The sequence below is a fragment of the Rhizobium cerradonense genome, assembly GCF_030182455.1.
Classification (GTDB): domain Bacteria; phylum Pseudomonadota; class Alphaproteobacteria; order Rhizobiales; family Rhizobiaceae; genus Rhizobium.
Map to the genome: position 1 here is coordinate 42,127 of NZ_JAQJCK010000025.1, position 16,754 is coordinate 58,880.

A 16,754-nucleotide genomic window follows, 5' to 3' on the forward strand; every position below is an offset into this window, starting at 1 on the left:
GGTTCCAAAGTCCGGCAGCGGTACCAAACGGCTGCTAGGTCTCTTCACCCACGATTGATGCAAACGACCTTCGGCTGGGTCATCTCTTCATAGGCGAAGCGCACGCCTTCCCGGCCCATGCTGCCGTATTTGGAACCGCCGAACGGCATGGCATCGAAGCGATAGTCCGAGGAGTCGTTGATCATCACTCCGCCGGCTTCGATCCTGCCTGCGGCTTCAAGTGCGACATTGAGGTTGCTGGTGAAGATGCCCGCGTGCAGGCTGTATTCGGGTTCGTTGGCCAGCTCGATCGCTTCATCGAGCGTGGCAAATGGCGCAAGCATGACCACAGGCGCAAACACCTCCTCGTGCCACAGGCGGCAGGTGACCGGCGTGCCCTCCAGCACCGTCGGGTGATAGAGCGACCCCTCGCGCCTGTGACCGCAAAGCAGCTTCGCGCCAACATCAATCGCGTCATTGACCGCTGCTTCGGTGCGTTGGGCGACCTCCTTCGAGATCATCGGGCCGACATCTGTCTCCTCCTTCAGCGGATCGCCGGCGGTGAGTTTCTTCGTGGCGGCCACAACGGCATCTCGAAAGCGTTCATAAAGCTCCGCCTGCACCAGAACGCGCTGGGCGCCGATGCAGTTTTGGCCGGCGGCCCAGAAGGCGCCGGAGACGCAGCCTTCAACCGCCTTGTCGAAGTCGCAGTCGTTCATGACGATGACCGGCGCATTGCCACCCAACTCCATCGCGAGTTTCTTCAGGCCCGCTTTACGGCTTATGGCTTCTCCGGTAGCAAAGCCACCGGTGAAGGAGACCATACGGACGTCCCGCGCAGAGATCAAAGCTGTGACGATCTCGCGATCGCCGTGAATGACGGTAATGATCTCCGGTGGCAGCCCCGCTTCGTTCAGCACGTCGACTAGGTTGATCGAGGAGAACGGCGTCAGGTTCGATGGTTTCAGCAGCACTGAATTGCCGCCGGCAATCGCTGGACCGAGCTTGTGGGCCACCAAGTTCAGCGGATCGTTGTAGGGGGTAATGGCGGTGATGATGCCGAGCGGCTCGCGCGTGAACCAGCCCTGGCGCTGTTCCGATCCCACATAGGCATCGAAAGGCACGATCTCACCGGCATTGCGCTTTGCCTCTTCGGCAGACAGCTTCAGCGTGTTGACGCAACGAAGCACCTCCTTGCGCGCCTGGACGATCGTCTTGCCGGCTTCGCGCACGATGGTTTCGGCAAACGCTTCACTACGGCTCTCGATGATTTGCGCGGCCCCTTCCAGGATGCTGGCGCGCTCATGTCTCGGCAGCTTGGCTGAAAGCTCAGCCCCGCGACGGGCGCGAGCGAGGAGTTCGCCGATTTCGCTTGCATCAGTGGCCTCAATCGTTCCCAGCACAGACCCGTCATAGGGGCTGTGAACAGTGATCGGAGCCAAGCTGGTGGTGATATGAAGTTTGGCGGCGGTCATTGGCCGGCTTCCTCTTCCCTGATGGATGCGCCATCTGCGCGACGGTTGAGTTTGTCGGTCAGGGCAAGGAAAAAATCCCTGCCCTGCTCTCAATTCGATCGATGTGATTGGTTGCGGTCGGTACCGTCGACCGCCTTTTCGTCAGACCTTCTGACCGTCGCGGACGAGGTCGTCCATCACCGAGCGCACGGCCTTTTCGGCGATCGAGACGATCTCATCGATTTCCGCCTTGGTGGTCACGAGCGGCGGCGCAAAGCCGAGGATGTCGCCATGCGGCATGGCCCGGGCGATGAGGCCGCGGTCGCGAGCAGCCTTGGAAACGCGGGCCCCGACCTTCAGGGACGGGTCAAAGCGCTTCTTGTTCTCCCGATCGCCAACAAATTCGATCGCGCCCATCAGGCCGACACCACGCACTTCACCGACGATCGGCAGCTGTGCGAACTTTTCCTTGAGCTGGGCCTGGAAATAGGCGCCGACTTCGCGGGCGTTGCCCGGCAGGTTTTCCTTCTCGACGATATCGAGCACCGCATTGGCGGCAGCCGCGCCGATCGGGTGGCCGGAATAGGTGTAGCCATGCGAGAAAGCACCGACCTTGTCGGCCCCCTCTTCCATGACCTTGTAGACCTTCTCGCCGACGATGGCTGCCGACAGCGGGAAATACGCCGAAGTCAGGCCCTTGGCGACGGTGATCAGGTCGGGTTCGATCCCATAATGCTGCGAGCCGAACATCGAGCCGGTGCGGCCGAAGCCGGTGATGACTTCGTCGGCGATCAGAAGCACGTCGTGCTTCTTGAGCACAGCCTGGATTGCCTCCCAATAGCCTTCCGGCGGCGGTGTGATGCCACCGGTGCCAAGCACCGGCTCGGCGATGAAGGCGCCGACATTGTCCGGTCCGAGCGTCTCGATCATCTCGTCGAGCTCGGCGGCGCGGCGTGCAGAGAATTCGCGTTCGGTTTCGCCGGGGTTGGCACCCCAATAGTGGTGCGGAACACCGGCATGATCAATCTGCGGCAGCGGCAGATCCATGTGGTCGTGATAGAAGCTCATTCCGGTCATCGAGCCGGACACCACGCTGCAGCCGTGATAGCCACGTTCACGCGAGATGATCTTCTTCTTCGTCGGCTTGCCGCGCAGGTTATTGTAGTACCAGACGAGCTTGGCCTGGGTCTCGTTGGCGTCCGAACCGGACATGCCGTAGAACACCTTGCTCATCTTTCCGGGCGTCATCTTCACCAGGCGGTCAGAAAGGATCGCAAGCTCATCGGTGGTGTGTGCCGCATAGGAATGGTAATAGGCGAGGCGATACGCCTGGCGCGAAATCGCCTCGGCGACCTCGGTACGGCCGTAACCGACGTTGACGCAATAGAGACCGGCAAAACCGTCGATCAGCTGGTTGCCATGCGCATCCTGGATGCGGATCCCCTTGCCCGTCTCGACGATCGTCGGTTCGCCGAGCTTGCCGGTTGCGAAATCCTTCAACTGCGTGAACGGATGCAGGACCGAGTTGCGATCTTTCTCAGCGATGTCTTTGATGTTGATGGTCATTTCAATCCCTTCCACCGCCGCATCTCGGCTGTGAATTTTTGTATTTGTGAACTGGGCCAGATCGAGCAGGAGTACAAAACTTGAGTTTAGGACAGCTTCGCTTGCCCGACCCGCTCCGATGATAGTGCCTTCAAGTGCGAGCTAAATCGCACCATTTCGCTCCGGGATGGCGCAGCCTTCCTGCAAACTTTTCTGCTTAATGCAGTATTTCGCTATTAGGTGTGCGGGCTTGCAGATTTACCGTAACGGTCGGCTTGTGAAGCAGTTGCGGTTGCCGACACGTGAGTGAAAAGACAAAGCGGGGATCAGACCGTTCTAACCCCGCTTGCAGTAGCTGAAATCTGCAAGCTCCAACGACACATCGCCCACGAGACATGAGATTTCGCAGTTCCCGGTGTTGGTCAGTCGATGACCAACAACTTCCGGGGAACGTTCCACAAAAATTCGACTTGGCCATCGGTGATTAGGATGCTCTCGGTGATTTCGATGCCCCAATCGCCGTACCAGAGACCGGACATGAAATGGAACGTCATTCCCGGGCGGAGCTCCGTCTTGTCGCCCTCCCGGAAGCTCGCCGAGTTCTCGCCCCATGCTGGCGGATAACCCATCCAATCGGGTAGCCTGAGCGACTTGTCTTCTCAAAGCCGTATCGCGCCAAAGTTCCTGAATAGGCTCTGGCGATATCCTCGAAGAGGTTACCGGCAACGGCTTTTTCGAGCCCTGCGTGCATGCCGTCGAGAACGGCCTTTTCCGCGTCCAATATCCGCTGCGTAGGTCGCCCGAGGTAATAGGTGCGCGACAAGGGGCAGTGATACCGCTTGTGAACGCCGGCAAGCTCGAAGAAAATGCTCTCGTCGGCGCGTATAGGCCGGTCCGTCCAGGTCAGATGCGGGGCTGACGCATCTGCCCCGGCGCCAAGGTTCGGGAAGCAGGCCGGATAATCTTCCCAATAGACATCGACGCCGCGGGTGCCGAGATATGTGAGTTCGGCAATCACGTCAGATTGCTTTATTCCCGGTCGCAGCACTTCGCCGACACACTGATACATCGCTTCGACGATCTTGCCAGCGCCGCGCATGTACTCGATTTCTCGCCGGGACTTAACCAAGCGCTGCCCGTTGATCAGTCTGTCGGCATTCCTGAATTTTGCATTGGGGAGCGACGCGGACAGCGCCTCAAAAGATCGGGCCGACAGGCAGGCACTATCCTTTTCGACACCGATCGTTGCCGAGCCATGACCCTCGTCTGCAATGATCTGCCCCAGGGCCGACATTGCGTGCGAGGTATCGGACTGGACATATTCGTCACCGTACCATTTGATGCGGTCTTCGCCGATATAGGCCGTCCTGCGGCAACCGTTGGCGTCCATGCGCCGGCCGAACCAGAGCGGATCCTTGTCCTTGGACACCACGGCGCATTGAGGCACATAGTAGGAGCAGCCATCGTAACCCGTCAGCCAGCCCATATTGCAGGATCGGTTACGACCAACAAGTCGATGCCGGCCTGCTCCATTGCCCCGCGGGCCTTTTCGAGGCGATTTTTGTATTCGAACAACTCGAACCGTAGCGTTTCGCCGTCCACGTCAGATCCTCCCATTGAAGTCGAAATTTACGTCAAATGCGGCTGGTCGCTGCGGCGAGAGTCAGCCGGCAGAGGTCCGTGATGTCGTAGATGGGCAGCCCTGTCTTCGATCGCAGGGCACTTGCAACGGTGGAAAAGCCTGTGCACTCGAAGAGTATCATTGCGATATCGGGATGGTCTCCGCGAAGTTGGACTATGCGGTCACCAACTTCCCTCTCAATCTGGCCAACGTCGGTGCGGACGAAGGGGCGAGCCAAAGCATTGCGCACGTAAACGCCACCTTCGATTCCCCCGACGACCACGCGCTTTCGATCCGCGGGATTTTCGATGCCCAGTAGGTCTTCACTGCAATGTCGAGAGTCGGCGGTCAAAACAGCAAGTTTCTTTTGAGGCGCGAGTTGCCGCAGCAGAGCCGGAATAAGGAGCAAGCTGGAAGTCACCACCGGCACATTGACGGCCGCTGAGATTGCTTGCTGGTGACGGATAAAAAAACCGCAGTCTGCGGTAATCACGCCAGCACCTCGGGCGACCAGCCGCTCGGCGGCGGCTATACAGGCACTTTCGAGCGATGCAGCGCCAGGAATGATCACCTCCGCCAGAGCGCCTTCAACCATTTCTGTGATCACGGGTCGGTTGAAAGTCCCCGGGTGGAAGAGCGATCCTTCCCGTGGAGCGAAAGGCGGGCTGTCTGCCGTCAGGCCTTCATCGAGTTCAAGAATTCCGAGAGTGAGGTTGGTTTGCAAAGACATAAGATGAAGCTCCATTGGTTAAAACGGCTGTTACCGCCTTGAGAAGGATTCGGGTCAGCCTCGGCGCGAAACCAGTCATCACGCGTTTTGGAACAGCTCCCAGCAGTAACGGATAGCCAGTTCCGTTGTCGGGATTAGCGTCTTGTCCGAGACGGCGAAGATGGGCGTGTGCACACCGGACTCGTTTCCGGCTTCCTTGCTGCCGAACCAGAAATAAATCGATGGCAGGCAGCTGGCATAGAAGCCGAAGTCGTCGCTGCCGGAACTCGCCGAGCCTTCAACATACCTGTCCTCACCGTCAGTCTGCACCACGATGTGCTTAAACAGCGCGACCATTGCGCTGTCGTTAACCACAGGAGGTTCACCGGCATGCGAACTGAACTCCGCCCGTCCGCGGTGCATGGCAGCAACCCCTTCGGCGATTTCGCGAACACGCTGGACCAACAGCTTTCTCCGCTCGGGGCTGCTTGTCCGGATCGTTCCGGTCATCGTGACGGTCTGGCAGATGATGTTCGTCGCTTCCCCGCCACGGATGGTTCCGATGGTGACGATTGCGCCGTCGTCTACCGGCATTTCACGCGACACGACTTTCTGCACTTCATTGATGAAGGCGCCGGCGATCGCAATTGCGTCCACGCCGAGATGCGGTTTGGCGCCATGCGCCATGGTCCCGGTGAATTCGAGCGAGAACTGGTCGGCAGATTTCGTTACAGCGCCCGCACGAGCGCCGTATGAGCCGACTGGAATGTCGGTGCGGACATGAAATCCGACGGCTGCATCAAATCCTTCGAGCAACTTTTCATCGACAACGGTCCTGCCGCCAAGCGGCTCCGCTTCTTCGGCTGGCTGGAAGAAGACCCGCAGCTTTCCTGAGAAATTTTCGCTCATGCGATGGAAGGCCAGCGCCGTTCCCAAGGCGATTGATCCGTGCATGTCATGACCGCACGCATGCATGATGCCTGGCACTTGTGACCTGTACGGCAGATCCTCGCGGGCTTCCTGTATGGGAAGGGCGTCAATGTCGCCACGCAGTGCGATGGACCGATTTGGGCCTGGGGCCAAGCCCTGGATATCCACATAGACACCAGTCTTGTGGAAGGTCGCCACTTCGGTCAATCCGAAGCCGGCCAAGGTTTCGATGATCCGCTTCTGGGTCTTCCACTCGTTGTTGGAAAGTTCGGGCTCGCGATGCATGGCGTGTCGCATTTCGACAACCGCATTACGTTCGACTTCAGAGAGTAAGTTGTTGGTGGCGTTGCTCATCGTGATCTCATGGTCTTTTCATGGTTGTCTGGCATCGAGGCTAGCAGCATGTGAGCGGCAAAACCCGTCGATTTGAATGCAGATCTCGCAGTGTTCCTGCAAAACGGCGGTGGCGCGCGATTTGGAAAGGATCACCATTGCTACGCCTCGATAGGGATCGCGAAGCTCGCCTTGAGGCGATCCATCACCACCATGGTCTTGAAGCCTTTGATATCTGCATTTTCATAGAAGAACCGCCGCGTGAAATGTTCGTAATCCTCCATGTCCTTGGCGGTGACGACGAGCATGAAGTCGGCATCCCCCGTTACATAGAAGCCCATCATCACCTCACGGGTATTTCGTATCGCCGTTTTGAATCTGTCGACGATGTCAGCCCTTTCTCGCTCAAGGGACACCATGACGATCATGGTAATATGGCGTCCGACGGCTTTAGGTGAGACAATGGAAACATCGCCCTCGATCACACCCTCGTTGCGCAACCGCCTCAAGCGTCGTTGGCAAGCCGTTGGAGAGAGATGAACGACGCCCGCGAGTTCCTCCGAGGTCAGCCGGTTATTCTTTTGAACCGCTTGGAGAAGTGCGATGTCCGCGCGATCGAGTTCGACCATCATCTGCCCTCCCCAAGGATGCAAACTGGGGAGGCGCCGCGGACGCCTGCGAGGCCAATGAGGCCTCGCAAACTTCTGTCGCTCCTCGGTCTGCGGCGCAGATAGTCATCCGACTTGGTCACGCCATTTCGAGAGCGAAGCAGACATGCTGGAATCAGATGAGTATGCACCGAATTTAGTCTCTATTTCACGAACAACTTACGCGGGGTCATTGTCAGTGGCTCGTAACCCGTATCGGAGACCGCGAAGCTCTGTGTGATGGTGATGCCGACATTGTCGAGCCACAGGCCGGGCATCATGTGGAACACCATGCCGGGCTCAAGCATGGTCTCGTCGCCCTTGCGAATGCTCGCAGTGCGTTCGCCAGAGGCCGGAGGGAACCCAATGCCGGTCGGATAACCGATGCGAGACTCTTTCTCGATCCCGTTCCGCGCAAGGGCCTTCCGGAAGTCGCCATCGACCTCTGAGCAGGTTCGCCCGGGTCGAACTGCTTCCAGCCCGGCATTCAAGGCCTCAACAGCGATTTCCGACAGGTTCAGGAAAGCGGATGAAGGCTGGCCGACGACGATCGTGCGCGCAAGGTTGACCTGGTAGCGATGCCGGCAACCGTTCAGTTCCAGGTTGACAATGGTGGACTCCGGCAGGGGATCGTCCGTCCAGGCGGCATGCGGCGCGATTGAGCGTTCGCCAATGCATAAATCGGGAGGGCAACAAGGATAGTCGCCACCGAACTCGGACGTGCCCGAAATCTGCTGATGATAGATCGCAGCAGCAATATCGCACTCACGGACCCCGGCTTTCACCATATTGATGACGCGCGTCATGGCGGCGTCCGCAAGCTGGCCAGCTTGACGCATAATGGCCACCTCGGCTGGGCTCTTTACGAGCCGGATCCATCCAACAATGAGATCGGCGTCGACGAACTCGGCATGCGGCAAGGCTCGCGTGAGATCTGCGTGGCCGCGGGCCGGATAGTAATATCCCCCCATCTCGACGCCGATACGCGCCTTTTCCCCTCCGAGCTCCTTCACGATATCGGCCATGAAAGTATAGGCCGAGAGCGTTGCAGATTGAACATAGGTGTCCGGATAGGCCCGGATGTTGTCCTCGGCAAGATAGGTGGTCATGGAGGCGGAAACTCGGTCCATGAAACGTCCAATCCAGATCGGCTCTGCGTGGTTTTGTGCCACAATCACCATTTGGGGCGTGTAGAAGGAATAGGCATTGTAGCCGGTAAGGTAGTTCTGGTTGGGCGGTTCCGAGAGGAGGAGGATATCGATCCCTCTCTTCGCCATTTCCTTTTTGACTGCCGCCAGACGAGTTTCGAACTCGCCAAGTTCGAAGTGTAGTTCCTTTATCACCTTGTTCTCCACGTAAGACGTTCGACTGCTGCGAAGCTTTGATCGGAGCGCGCGGACGATGTCTGCCAACGCGCGGGCTTTTCGAGTGTGTTTCAGATGCGCCGCGCGACGCCTATTTAGGGTACAGGTACCGGTTGATCACGTTGCGGGTGACCTGCTCGACCATCGGATCGTTTCTCAGCAATCCGGCAACCCATTCGCAACTTCCGGCATGAAACACCTCACCCTCGTTGCGCTTGAAATTTATGATCATTCCATTGCCGCGCTTGAGCTTTTCGATATTTTCTCTTGTTGCCTCGCCGAAAAGCAATTCCGCGGTCTGGCGCACCTCGGAGTCGTCCAGCGCCAACTCTTCACGCGTCAAGTCGGCGCTCCACTCCATCTGTGCCGCCATTCCGATCGCGAGGATGTCCGTTCCTTCCGGCGCCCTGCTTGTCGCTGTAGGGTATGGCAACCCGTCGCGAATCTCATAGTCCAGGCCGTCCACCTCGTAGCCAAAGATGTGGCTCTCGGCACCGAGCACGTCACCGTAGAAAAGGCCGGTGTCGGCGAATGCCCAATGCTCCGGTCTATAGATGGGGAAGCCACGGGCGCCGCGTGGTGCACAGCCCAACCATCCGGCATAAATGCCCTTGGTGGAATTGAGGCCAAACGTATAGGCTTCCGGCCGGCCTACCTCCGGCGTTTCCCATAGGGTCGCCGTACGGCTGGTGTCGCTGGTCTTGTAGACCGGATCCTCTGCGCGGGCACGAGCTTTGTAGCAAACCTGCCGCCGCCCTTCGTCTTCGAGCCTCGTCTGCCAACAAAAGTTGCCCGCAAAACGCGCCACTCGACCGCCCTGATCGACATAGGCGTCGACGGCGTCGCGCATCTCCCAAGTCCAATACTCGTCATGGCCGACGAACACGACACAGTCATAGTCGGACAATATCTCGGGAGAGAAGTGCAGTTCGTGCTGACTGGCAAGATCAACGCTGTAACCGGCACGCTCGGCGAAACGAAAGAAGTGGCTGTCGTAGGTTGCCCAGCCGGCAGAGGCATACTTCTTCGAATGGCCGGTTGCATAGGCCCATTCCTTGTGGGGATGGCGCGGCGCTGTCTTGGGCGGCATCATCATTTCGAGCGGCACACGGGGTGCAGTCGGCGGCAGGACAACGAAGCCGCGTCCCCACGGCCGCTGGGTTGAAACGATAGGCGACCAAAGGTTCCGGTCTGGTCCGGTTATGCCATCGTAATGATTGGAGCCGCCCCACGTGTTGTAGGCAAGCCATGTCCCTGTTGCCGCCACCTGCAGGATTCGCCCCGGCTTGCGGCCGGTCTTCGGGAGCACAATGACGATGTGGTAGCAATGTATCGGCCGGCCGTCCCGCCCTTCGGCCGCAAGCTTCACGCGATAACCGCCCGACGGCCAATCCGCGCCGATTTCGAATTCATAGGCAGTGTCCCATCGGCAGCCTTCGACGGAGCAATGCTCCGGAGTGTCCTGCCAGCGAGCGGAAATCCCTGTCTTCTCGAGAAATGTCACGCAAGAGCCGCCGTCGCGAATGACCTCGATGGCGAATGACGACGCCGTCGAGCTGACATGCAATCGGACGGTTTCGCCCGGTTGATAGGAGAACTTATCGCTGTAGCACCAGATCTCGCCTCGCGCGCTGTCCATGCCGGCGAATTCGTAGAAGTGTTGCCGCTGCGCGAACTGCCTCTCCTCCGGCGTAAGTCCGAAATCTGGAAAGCTAGTCGGTAGTTTTGCCATCAACAAATGTCCTGTATTCTTGAGCAAGTCAGCTTGACGCAGCCTGAATTGGGTTGCGTACGAAACTGAGCCCCTAATGTTTCAGGATTTGACTGAGAAAGAGCTTGGTACGGTCGTGCTGCGGGTTTGTGAAAAACTCGTTCGGTGCAGCTTCTTCAACGATCCGGCCGGCATCCATGAAGATCACCCTGTCAGCCACGGCCCGGGCAAAACCCATTTCATGGGTGACACAGACCATGGTCATGCCGTCGCGCGCTAAGCCTGTCATCGTTTCGAGCACCTCGGAGACCATTTCCGGGTCGAGCGCGGAGGTGGGCTCGTCGAACAACATCACGGCAGGCTCCATGCATAGTGATCGGGCGATCGCGACGCGTTGCTGCTGCCCACCGGAGAGCTGAACGGGAAATTTATTGGCCTGTTCGGGAATGCGCACACGTTCAAGAAATCTCAGGGCCGTCTTCTTCGCTTCGGCCTCCGGCACGCCTTTGATCCACATTGGGCCGGCCATGCAATTCATCAGGACCGTCATGTGTGGAAAAAGGTTGAAGTGCTGGAACACCATGCCGACGTTTTTGCGGACTTCGGTGACGTTGCGCATTTTGTTATGCAGCGAGATTCCATTGACGGTTATCTCGCCCTCTTGATGTGCCTCCAATCGGTTGAAGCAGCGGATAAGCGTCGACTTACCCGAGCCCGACGGGCCGCAGATGACGATGCGCTCGCCCTTTCGGACCGTGAGATTAATGTTGCACAAGACCTGGAAGGAGCCGTACCACTTGGAAACGTTCGTCGCTTCGATAATCTTGTCCGCACTCATTGGGACCTGCTTCTGATTGGAATACGCTTGAGGGGAAAGTCGCTGCGCGTGCAGTAGATTGCTTGCGGTCATCGTACTTTACTCCTGGCAAAGTGGCGCTCGAGGCGCGATTGCAGGACTTCGAGGCATGCCGACATGATCCAGTAGATCAGCGACGCCGTTATGAGCATCTCCATGTGATGGAAGGTTGGCTGACCGATCGTGCGAGCGAGGAAGGTTAGCTCCCACACACCGAGCACTGAAACGAGCGAGCTGTCCTTCAGCATCGAGATGAACGTGTTTCCCATGGGAGGGATGATGACGGGCAGCGCCTGCGGCAAGATGATCCTGCGCATGGTGAGGCCAAATCCGAACCCGATGGATCGAGATGCTTCCCATTGACCGCGGTCAATGCTTTGGATGCCCGCGCGGAAGATTTCCGTCATGTAGGCGCCAACGCACAATGACAGAGCAAGGATGCCGGAAGGAACCGCGTCGAGGACGATGCCCAACTGCGGCAGCCCGAGATAGATCAGATAGATCTGCATGAGAAGAGGCAGGCCGCGAAAGAAGGATGTATAGAAGCTGGCAATGGCGTAGGCGAAACCATTGCTCGAAAGCTTGGCAATTGCCGCGAGGATCGCGAGGATCGACGCGAAGATCAGCGAAACCGTCGAGACATAGATCGTGGTCACGACCCCTTGCGTGATCAAATAGGGCAAGTTCTCCCAGATGAACGGCATACTGAGGTTAAACGACTTAAAGAAGGCGAGGAACAGCAGCAGCAGTTGGAACCAAACAATTGCGATCTGAAAAGCTAAGGAAGCAAACCCGATCAGCACAATGTTCAGGCAGAAGAGAACTGCGATCAGAAAGGCGATGGCAAAACGGCCATAAAGCCCGCTTTGTGCTGGATCGCCAATAACTGGGCGCATGAGATCGCCCATTGCGGTGCCTGTTAGATTGAACGCGAAAAAACACGCGAGCACGAGTGCGAAGATCGACGCCACAAACCAAGGCTTATGGACGAGCACCTCGGATTCGACAGTATCCTGATAAAGCATGGGGAATCCTCCACGTTATTGCGGCCCAAGCATCCCTGGGCCGCTCACGCTTTTCCGACCTACTTCTCGACGGTATAGTCGACGCCGTACCACTTCATCGAAAGCTTCGAGAGCGTGCCATCTGCCTTCATCTCCTTCAAGGCTGCCGCGACCTTGTCGTGAAAGTCCTTGTCACCAGGCAGGATCGCGATGGCTGCCGGAGAGGAGAACAGAGCAGGCTCCAGGACTTTCAATGGATAGCCAGCCTTGATCGCGTCCCGGGCAATCGTTTCGTCAGTTAAGACCCCATCGATGCGCACGCCGTCACCGAGACGCAGATCATCGAACGCAATATTGGTACTCGTGTAGGTCTTTACCTGGCCCGCCTTGAAGGGATATTCCACAGGCTTAGCGTTTTCCCAAGCCGGCTGGAACTTCTGATTGGCATAGGCCTCCGCGCCAGTGCCGGACGCAACGCCAATCACCTTCCCATCGAGGTCGGAAAGCTTGGTCGCCTTACTGTCCTTGTGGACGACGGCGACGTTCGGCCCCCAGATATAGAGTGCCGGGAAATCGAATACTTCCGCCCGTGCCTTTGTCGGTATCATTTGACCCATGGCGACGTGCCAACGTCCCTGCCATTTGCCGCCTGTAATGATATCCCAGCCGGGAGTGACGAAAGTGGTTCGCGTGCCAAGATATTTTGCGATGCCCTTGGCGACGTCCACGTCGTATCCGACAAGTTCGTGCTTCTCGTCCAGGTGCGAGATTGGTCCCCAGTCGGTCCCGACCGCGACTGTCAACGTCTTGTTCGAAAGCACGCGATCAAGAACTTCGCCGGCATACGCCGATGCAGAGAAGGCGACAGGGGCCAGAGCCAAGGACAAGCCGGCTGCGATATGGGTGTTTATCTTTTTCATGCGATGTTCCCCTGCTTTTTAACCGCGAGCACGTCACTGCCCGCAGATTCATTTTGGAACTCTAGCAAATCGCCCAGTGAGCAATGTGCGTTAAATTAGCACATCTACATCAAACTGCGGCATTTTGCAACAAATGTTTTATATTATTTGAAATGATACAAATGTATCGCAGAGGTTGCGCGGGCTCCCTATCCCAAGACTGACAATTCAGCAGGGATTCGCGGAAATTGGCTTCTCATAGAGGATGCTTGGCAATCTCGTCAGCAACGCCTTGGTCAATGGGTGTGTCGAAAGTCAGCAACACGTAACCGAGCACCGAATAGAAGCCGACCGTGACCATGAGATCGAATACGGCTTGCTGGCCCATGGCGGCAGAAATTGCTCGTTCGAGATGCGAAGGCAGGCGCGCTTCATCAAAAAGCGCATCGACGGCGCCCGCAATCAATCCATCCTCTCCATCCGGAGTGCCAGCCATCGCAAGTATTCGTGCATCGGAAATACCAAGCGCACGAGCGCGGCTCACGTGATGTGCCCACTCATAGGCGGAACCCATCCGATGAGCCGCCCGCAGAATCACGAGCTCGGAGCGGACCGCACCCAACGCGCTGTCTTTGACGATGTGCTGCCGTAAAGGGGCCCACGCTCGGAGGAGCGCGGGATGATGAGCCATGGTGCGATAGACGTTGAGCGCCCCGGCAAAACCAGTTTTCATATCCGCAATATCTGCAGGCCAGTTGTCATCAGTAATAGGCGGGCAGGACGATCTCATCATTTCACTGAAACTCAGTCCGCTACTGCGGCGCGGATCGCGTCGGAAAGCCGTTCAACGATCAGATCCACCTCATCAGGCTTAATAATATAAGGGGGGGCAAGCAGCACATGGTCGCCATGTACGCCGTCGATTGTGCCGCCCATTGGGTAACACATCAGACCACGGAGCATTGCTTCCTTCCTGATCCGTGAATGCATCTTGCGGGCTGGATCGAAAGGTTGCTTGGTGTCTTTGTCCGATACGATCTCCACGCCTCGGAACAGACCGCGGCCACGGATGTCACCGACATACGGCGATTGTCCCAGCGCCTCGTCGAGTCCGGCCTGCAGGCGATCACCCATTTTGAGAACGTTTGTCATCATCTCGGGGCGCGTGATTATTTCAACCACCTTACTTGCTGCCGCCGCTGCGATCGGATGTCCGATGTAGGTATGCCCATGCTGGAACATACCCGATCCGTCTGCGAACGCACGGTAGATCTTCTCGGAGAGCAACACGGCTCCGATCGGCTGAAAGCCGCCGCCCAGGCCCTTTGCAATGGTCACTAGATCCGCGACAATCCCCTCCTGTTCCAAAGCGAAGATCGTGCCGGTACGCCCCATTCCGCACATGACTTCGTCGAGGATCAGCAAGATGCCATACTTGTCGCACACCTGCCGAACCAGTTTGAAATAGTCAGCAACCGGCCCCACTGCGCCGAGCGTCGCTCCCACGACCGGCTCGGCGACGAACGCCATTACCTCGTCCTCTCCGAGTTCAAGGACTTTAACTTCCAGCTCCGCCGCAAGCCGCTCGGCATAAGCCTCCAGCGTTTCGCCTAACTGCAGGTCGCGGTAAGCATAGCAGGGAGAAACGTGATGTGTCTCAGGCAGAATTGGTTTGAATTGTGCGCGGCGCCAAGCATTGCCACCCGTGGCGAGAGCACCGATAGTGTTGCCGTGATAGCTCTGCCGACGCGCTATGATGTGGCGTCGTTGCGCTTGACCGATTTCGACGAAATACTGGCGCGCCATTTTGAGCGCAGCCTCGACAGCTTCTGAACCGCCCGAAACCAGGTAGACATAATCTAGACCTTCCGGTGCGAGTTCAATCAATTGCCCTGCCAACCGCTCGGCGACATCGGTCGTGAAGAACGACGTATGGGCATAGCTGATCCGGCCCATCTGCACCTTCATCGCATCCAGGACTTCTGGATGATTGTGCCCCAGGCAACTGACCGCGGCGCCACCCGATCCGTCCAGGTAGCTCCGTCCGTCGCGGTCCACGATGAAGATGCCTTCCCCTGCTGCCGCGGTGGGCAGAATTGTGCCGATCGTTCGATGGAGAATTTTGGTCATGGTGATCTCGGTGCTTATCCGTTCGGCTTTCGTACGTTTCCAACCATTGATTTGCAGGTTTCACCAAAATATGCAACAACCGTTTTATACAATAGGTTTTGACGCATTTGTTTTCAACGTTCTCCAGCCGTGTTTCTGAAGCGTCTTTGCTAAGGATTGGCCTTCAACTGTTTGACTTTTTTGTTCCCGAGAGAGATGGTCCGGGTGAATTATGACATCGTATGTGAGGCAAATGTTGCAAAAAGGTCCATTGCACGCTTTAATCATTGAGCGGTTCGACGAGATGTCTGAGCAGTTGCAACAAGCTGCTCGACACATATTGGAGTATCCGCAAGAAGTAGCGCTTGTTTCTATGCGCGAGCTCGCGCGCAATGCCGGTGTGCAGCCGTCGACGATGACTCGGCTGGCGAAGTTTCTTGGCTTCTCAGGATATGAAGATTTTAGAGGACATCACGCTAACGTCATCCGGGTGAGCACAGACGGCTTTGCCGCCCGCGCACTGCAAAGAGACGAAGGAGCGGCCAACGGAGAGGGCTTGGCGTATCGAATGCTTCAGGGCCTCTCAGGTCAGATCGACCGGCTATGCGATTCCGATACAATTCTGCGGCTCAACACGATGGCGGATCACCTCGCCAAAGCTCGGCGCATCTATGTGCTCGGGTTGCGCTCTTGCCATTCGGTCGCCTGGCATTTCCATTACGTTATGACGTTGCTTGGCGAAAAAACAGTTCATTTGGAGGGGCCGGCCGGCACAAGCGGCGATCCGCTCATTCGCGCCACCCAAGACGACGTGCTTTTAGCTATCTCCATAAATCCCTATTCGCTTCAGACCCTAGAATTGGCCGAGGCGGCCCGGGTAAAAGGGATGCCTATTTTGGCGATTACCGACAGCGAAGTGTCCCCTTTGGTAACGATCGCAGAGCACGTGGTGTTATTTCCGACCGAGAGCCAAACATTCTTTCATACGTTGACGCCGGCCCTGGCGGTCTCTGAGGTCTTATGTGGCCTTCTTGCAAGCCGCGACCGTGCAGCGGCGCTGGAAGAACTAAAGCGTGCGGACCGCCATCTTTCAGCCATGAATACCTATGCCACCTCCATTCCTCGACGAAAGATCTGAGGGCGGGTAGGCTGCGTCGTCGCTATAGCGGCAACGCCGATTTGTGACCCGACCGCCATAGACGCTCACGCGGTCTCACAACATTCCGACATAACGCCAGACGAGGCTTCTTCGCACTTATGTCACATGGCTTAAAAATGCGGAGGTGCATCGGCCCCGTAAGCGCCGTCTCCGCCCCATTGAATTGGCTATATTTTGAGGCTTGCCGGGTGTGCGAGAAGGTTTCCAGGACTATCTGGAGATTTGCATGGCAGATGATGGATTTGTTGGGCGTTACGAAGTTGTCGAGCCGCGCCGCGGAAACCGGCGTTGGCCGGACGATGTGAAGGCGCGGATCGTGGCGGAAAGCCTTGAGCCTGGCGTTCGTGTTGTTGATGTCGCGCGCCGTCATGACGTTGTTGCGCACCAGCTTTCCTTGTGGCGCCGGCAAGTGCGCGAGGGCATTCTGGCGTTGC

14 protein-coding genes and 1 pseudogene are annotated in these 16,754 nt (G+C 57.5%); 2 read left to right on the forward strand and 13 right to left on the reverse strand.

Annotated elements, in window-relative coordinates:
• Window positions 1–44: 44 nt before the first annotated feature.
• From PH547_RS30475 to PH547_RS30535, 13 genes and pseudogenes are all read right to left on the reverse strand, one after another.
• Complete coding sequence (locus PH547_RS30475) at window positions 45–1,454, reverse strand: aldehyde dehydrogenase family protein (RefSeq protein ID WP_184805966.1); 1,410 nt, start codon at window positions 1,452–1,454, stop codon at window positions 45–47.
• A gap of 141 nt (window positions 1,455–1,595) precedes the next feature.
• Window positions 1,596–2,999, reverse strand: coding sequence for an aspartate aminotransferase family protein (locus PH547_RS30480; RefSeq protein WP_184805969.1), 1,404 nt, complete (start codon window positions 2,997–2,999; stop codon window positions 1,596–1,598).
• A 401-nt stretch (window positions 3,000–3,400) separates the two neighbouring features.
• Window positions 3,401–4,580: pseudogene (locus tag PH547_RS30485) on the reverse strand (M24 family metallopeptidase).
• A 32-nt stretch (window positions 4,581–4,612) separates the two neighbouring features.
• Complete coding sequence (locus PH547_RS30490) at window positions 4,613–5,329, reverse strand: aspartate/glutamate racemase family protein (RefSeq protein WP_184805971.1); 717 nt, start codon at window positions 5,327–5,329, stop codon at window positions 4,613–4,615.
• 78 nt (window positions 5,330–5,407) lie between these two features.
• A complete protein-coding gene (locus PH547_RS30495) occupies window positions 5,408–6,592 on the reverse strand; it encodes a M20 family metallopeptidase (RefSeq protein ID WP_184805972.1) in 1,185 nt (394 codons plus the stop codon).
• A gap of 140 nt (window positions 6,593–6,732) precedes the next feature.
• Window positions 6,733–7,200 (reverse strand): Lrp/AsnC family transcriptional regulator, encoded by a 468-nt coding sequence (locus tag PH547_RS30500; RefSeq protein WP_120764339.1) that lies wholly within the window; start codon window positions 7,198–7,200, stop codon window positions 6,733–6,735.
• Between the two features lie 182 nt (window positions 7,201–7,382).
• Entirely contained in the window at window positions 7,383–8,561 is a 1,179-nt protein-coding gene (locus PH547_RS30505) for a M24 family metallopeptidase (protein WP_184805974.1), read from the reverse strand.
• A 112-nt stretch (window positions 8,562–8,673) separates the two neighbouring features.
• Window positions 8,674–10,314: a N,N-dimethylformamidase beta subunit family domain-containing protein gene (locus PH547_RS30510; RefSeq protein ID WP_184805976.1), complete on the reverse strand. Its 1,641-nt coding sequence runs from the start codon at window positions 10,312–10,314 to the stop codon at window positions 8,674–8,676.
• A 73-nt stretch (window positions 10,315–10,387) separates the two neighbouring features.
• Window positions 10,388–11,203 carry an amino acid ABC transporter ATP-binding protein gene (locus PH547_RS30515; RefSeq protein ID WP_425516146.1) on the reverse strand — a complete coding sequence of 272 codons (816 nt, stop codon included), beginning with the start codon at window positions 11,201–11,203 and terminating at the stop codon, window positions 10,388–10,390.
• The gene (locus PH547_RS30520; protein ID WP_184805979.1) at window positions 11,200–12,174 is read right to left on the reverse strand and encodes an amino acid ABC transporter permease; all 975 of its coding nucleotides are present in this window, start codon (window positions 12,172–12,174) and stop codon (window positions 11,200–11,202) included. The genes PH547_RS30515 and PH547_RS30520 overlap by 4 nt, the downstream gene beginning before the upstream one ends.
• 59 nt (window positions 12,175–12,233) lie before the next feature.
• Window positions 12,234–13,073, reverse strand: coding sequence for a transporter substrate-binding domain-containing protein (locus tag PH547_RS30525; protein ID WP_184805982.1), 840 nt, complete (start codon window positions 13,071–13,073; stop codon window positions 12,234–12,236).
• 235 nt (window positions 13,074–13,308) lie between these two features.
• The gene (locus tag PH547_RS30530; protein ID WP_246802361.1) at window positions 13,309–13,785 is read right to left on the reverse strand and encodes a carboxymuconolactone decarboxylase family protein; all 477 of its coding nucleotides are present in this window, start codon (window positions 13,783–13,785) and stop codon (window positions 13,309–13,311) included.
• Window positions 13,786–13,856: 71 nt separating this feature from the next.
• Window positions 13,857–15,182 carry an aspartate aminotransferase family protein gene (locus tag PH547_RS30535; protein WP_184805988.1) on the reverse strand — a complete coding sequence of 442 codons (1,326 nt, stop codon included), beginning with the start codon at window positions 15,180–15,182 and terminating at the stop codon, window positions 13,857–13,859.
• A gap of 232 nt (window positions 15,183–15,414) precedes the next feature.
• Between PH547_RS30535 and PH547_RS30540 the strand changes: the two genes are divergently transcribed.
• Both PH547_RS30540 and PH547_RS30545 read left to right on the forward strand, forming a co-directional pair.
• Entirely contained in the window at window positions 15,415–16,299 is an 885-nt protein-coding gene (locus PH547_RS30540) for a MurR/RpiR family transcriptional regulator (protein WP_184805991.1), read from the forward strand.
• Between the two features lie 247 nt (window positions 16,300–16,546).
• The coding region (locus tag PH547_RS30545; protein WP_285170282.1) for a transposase at window positions 16,547–16,754 on the forward strand (208 nt) is incomplete at its 3' end.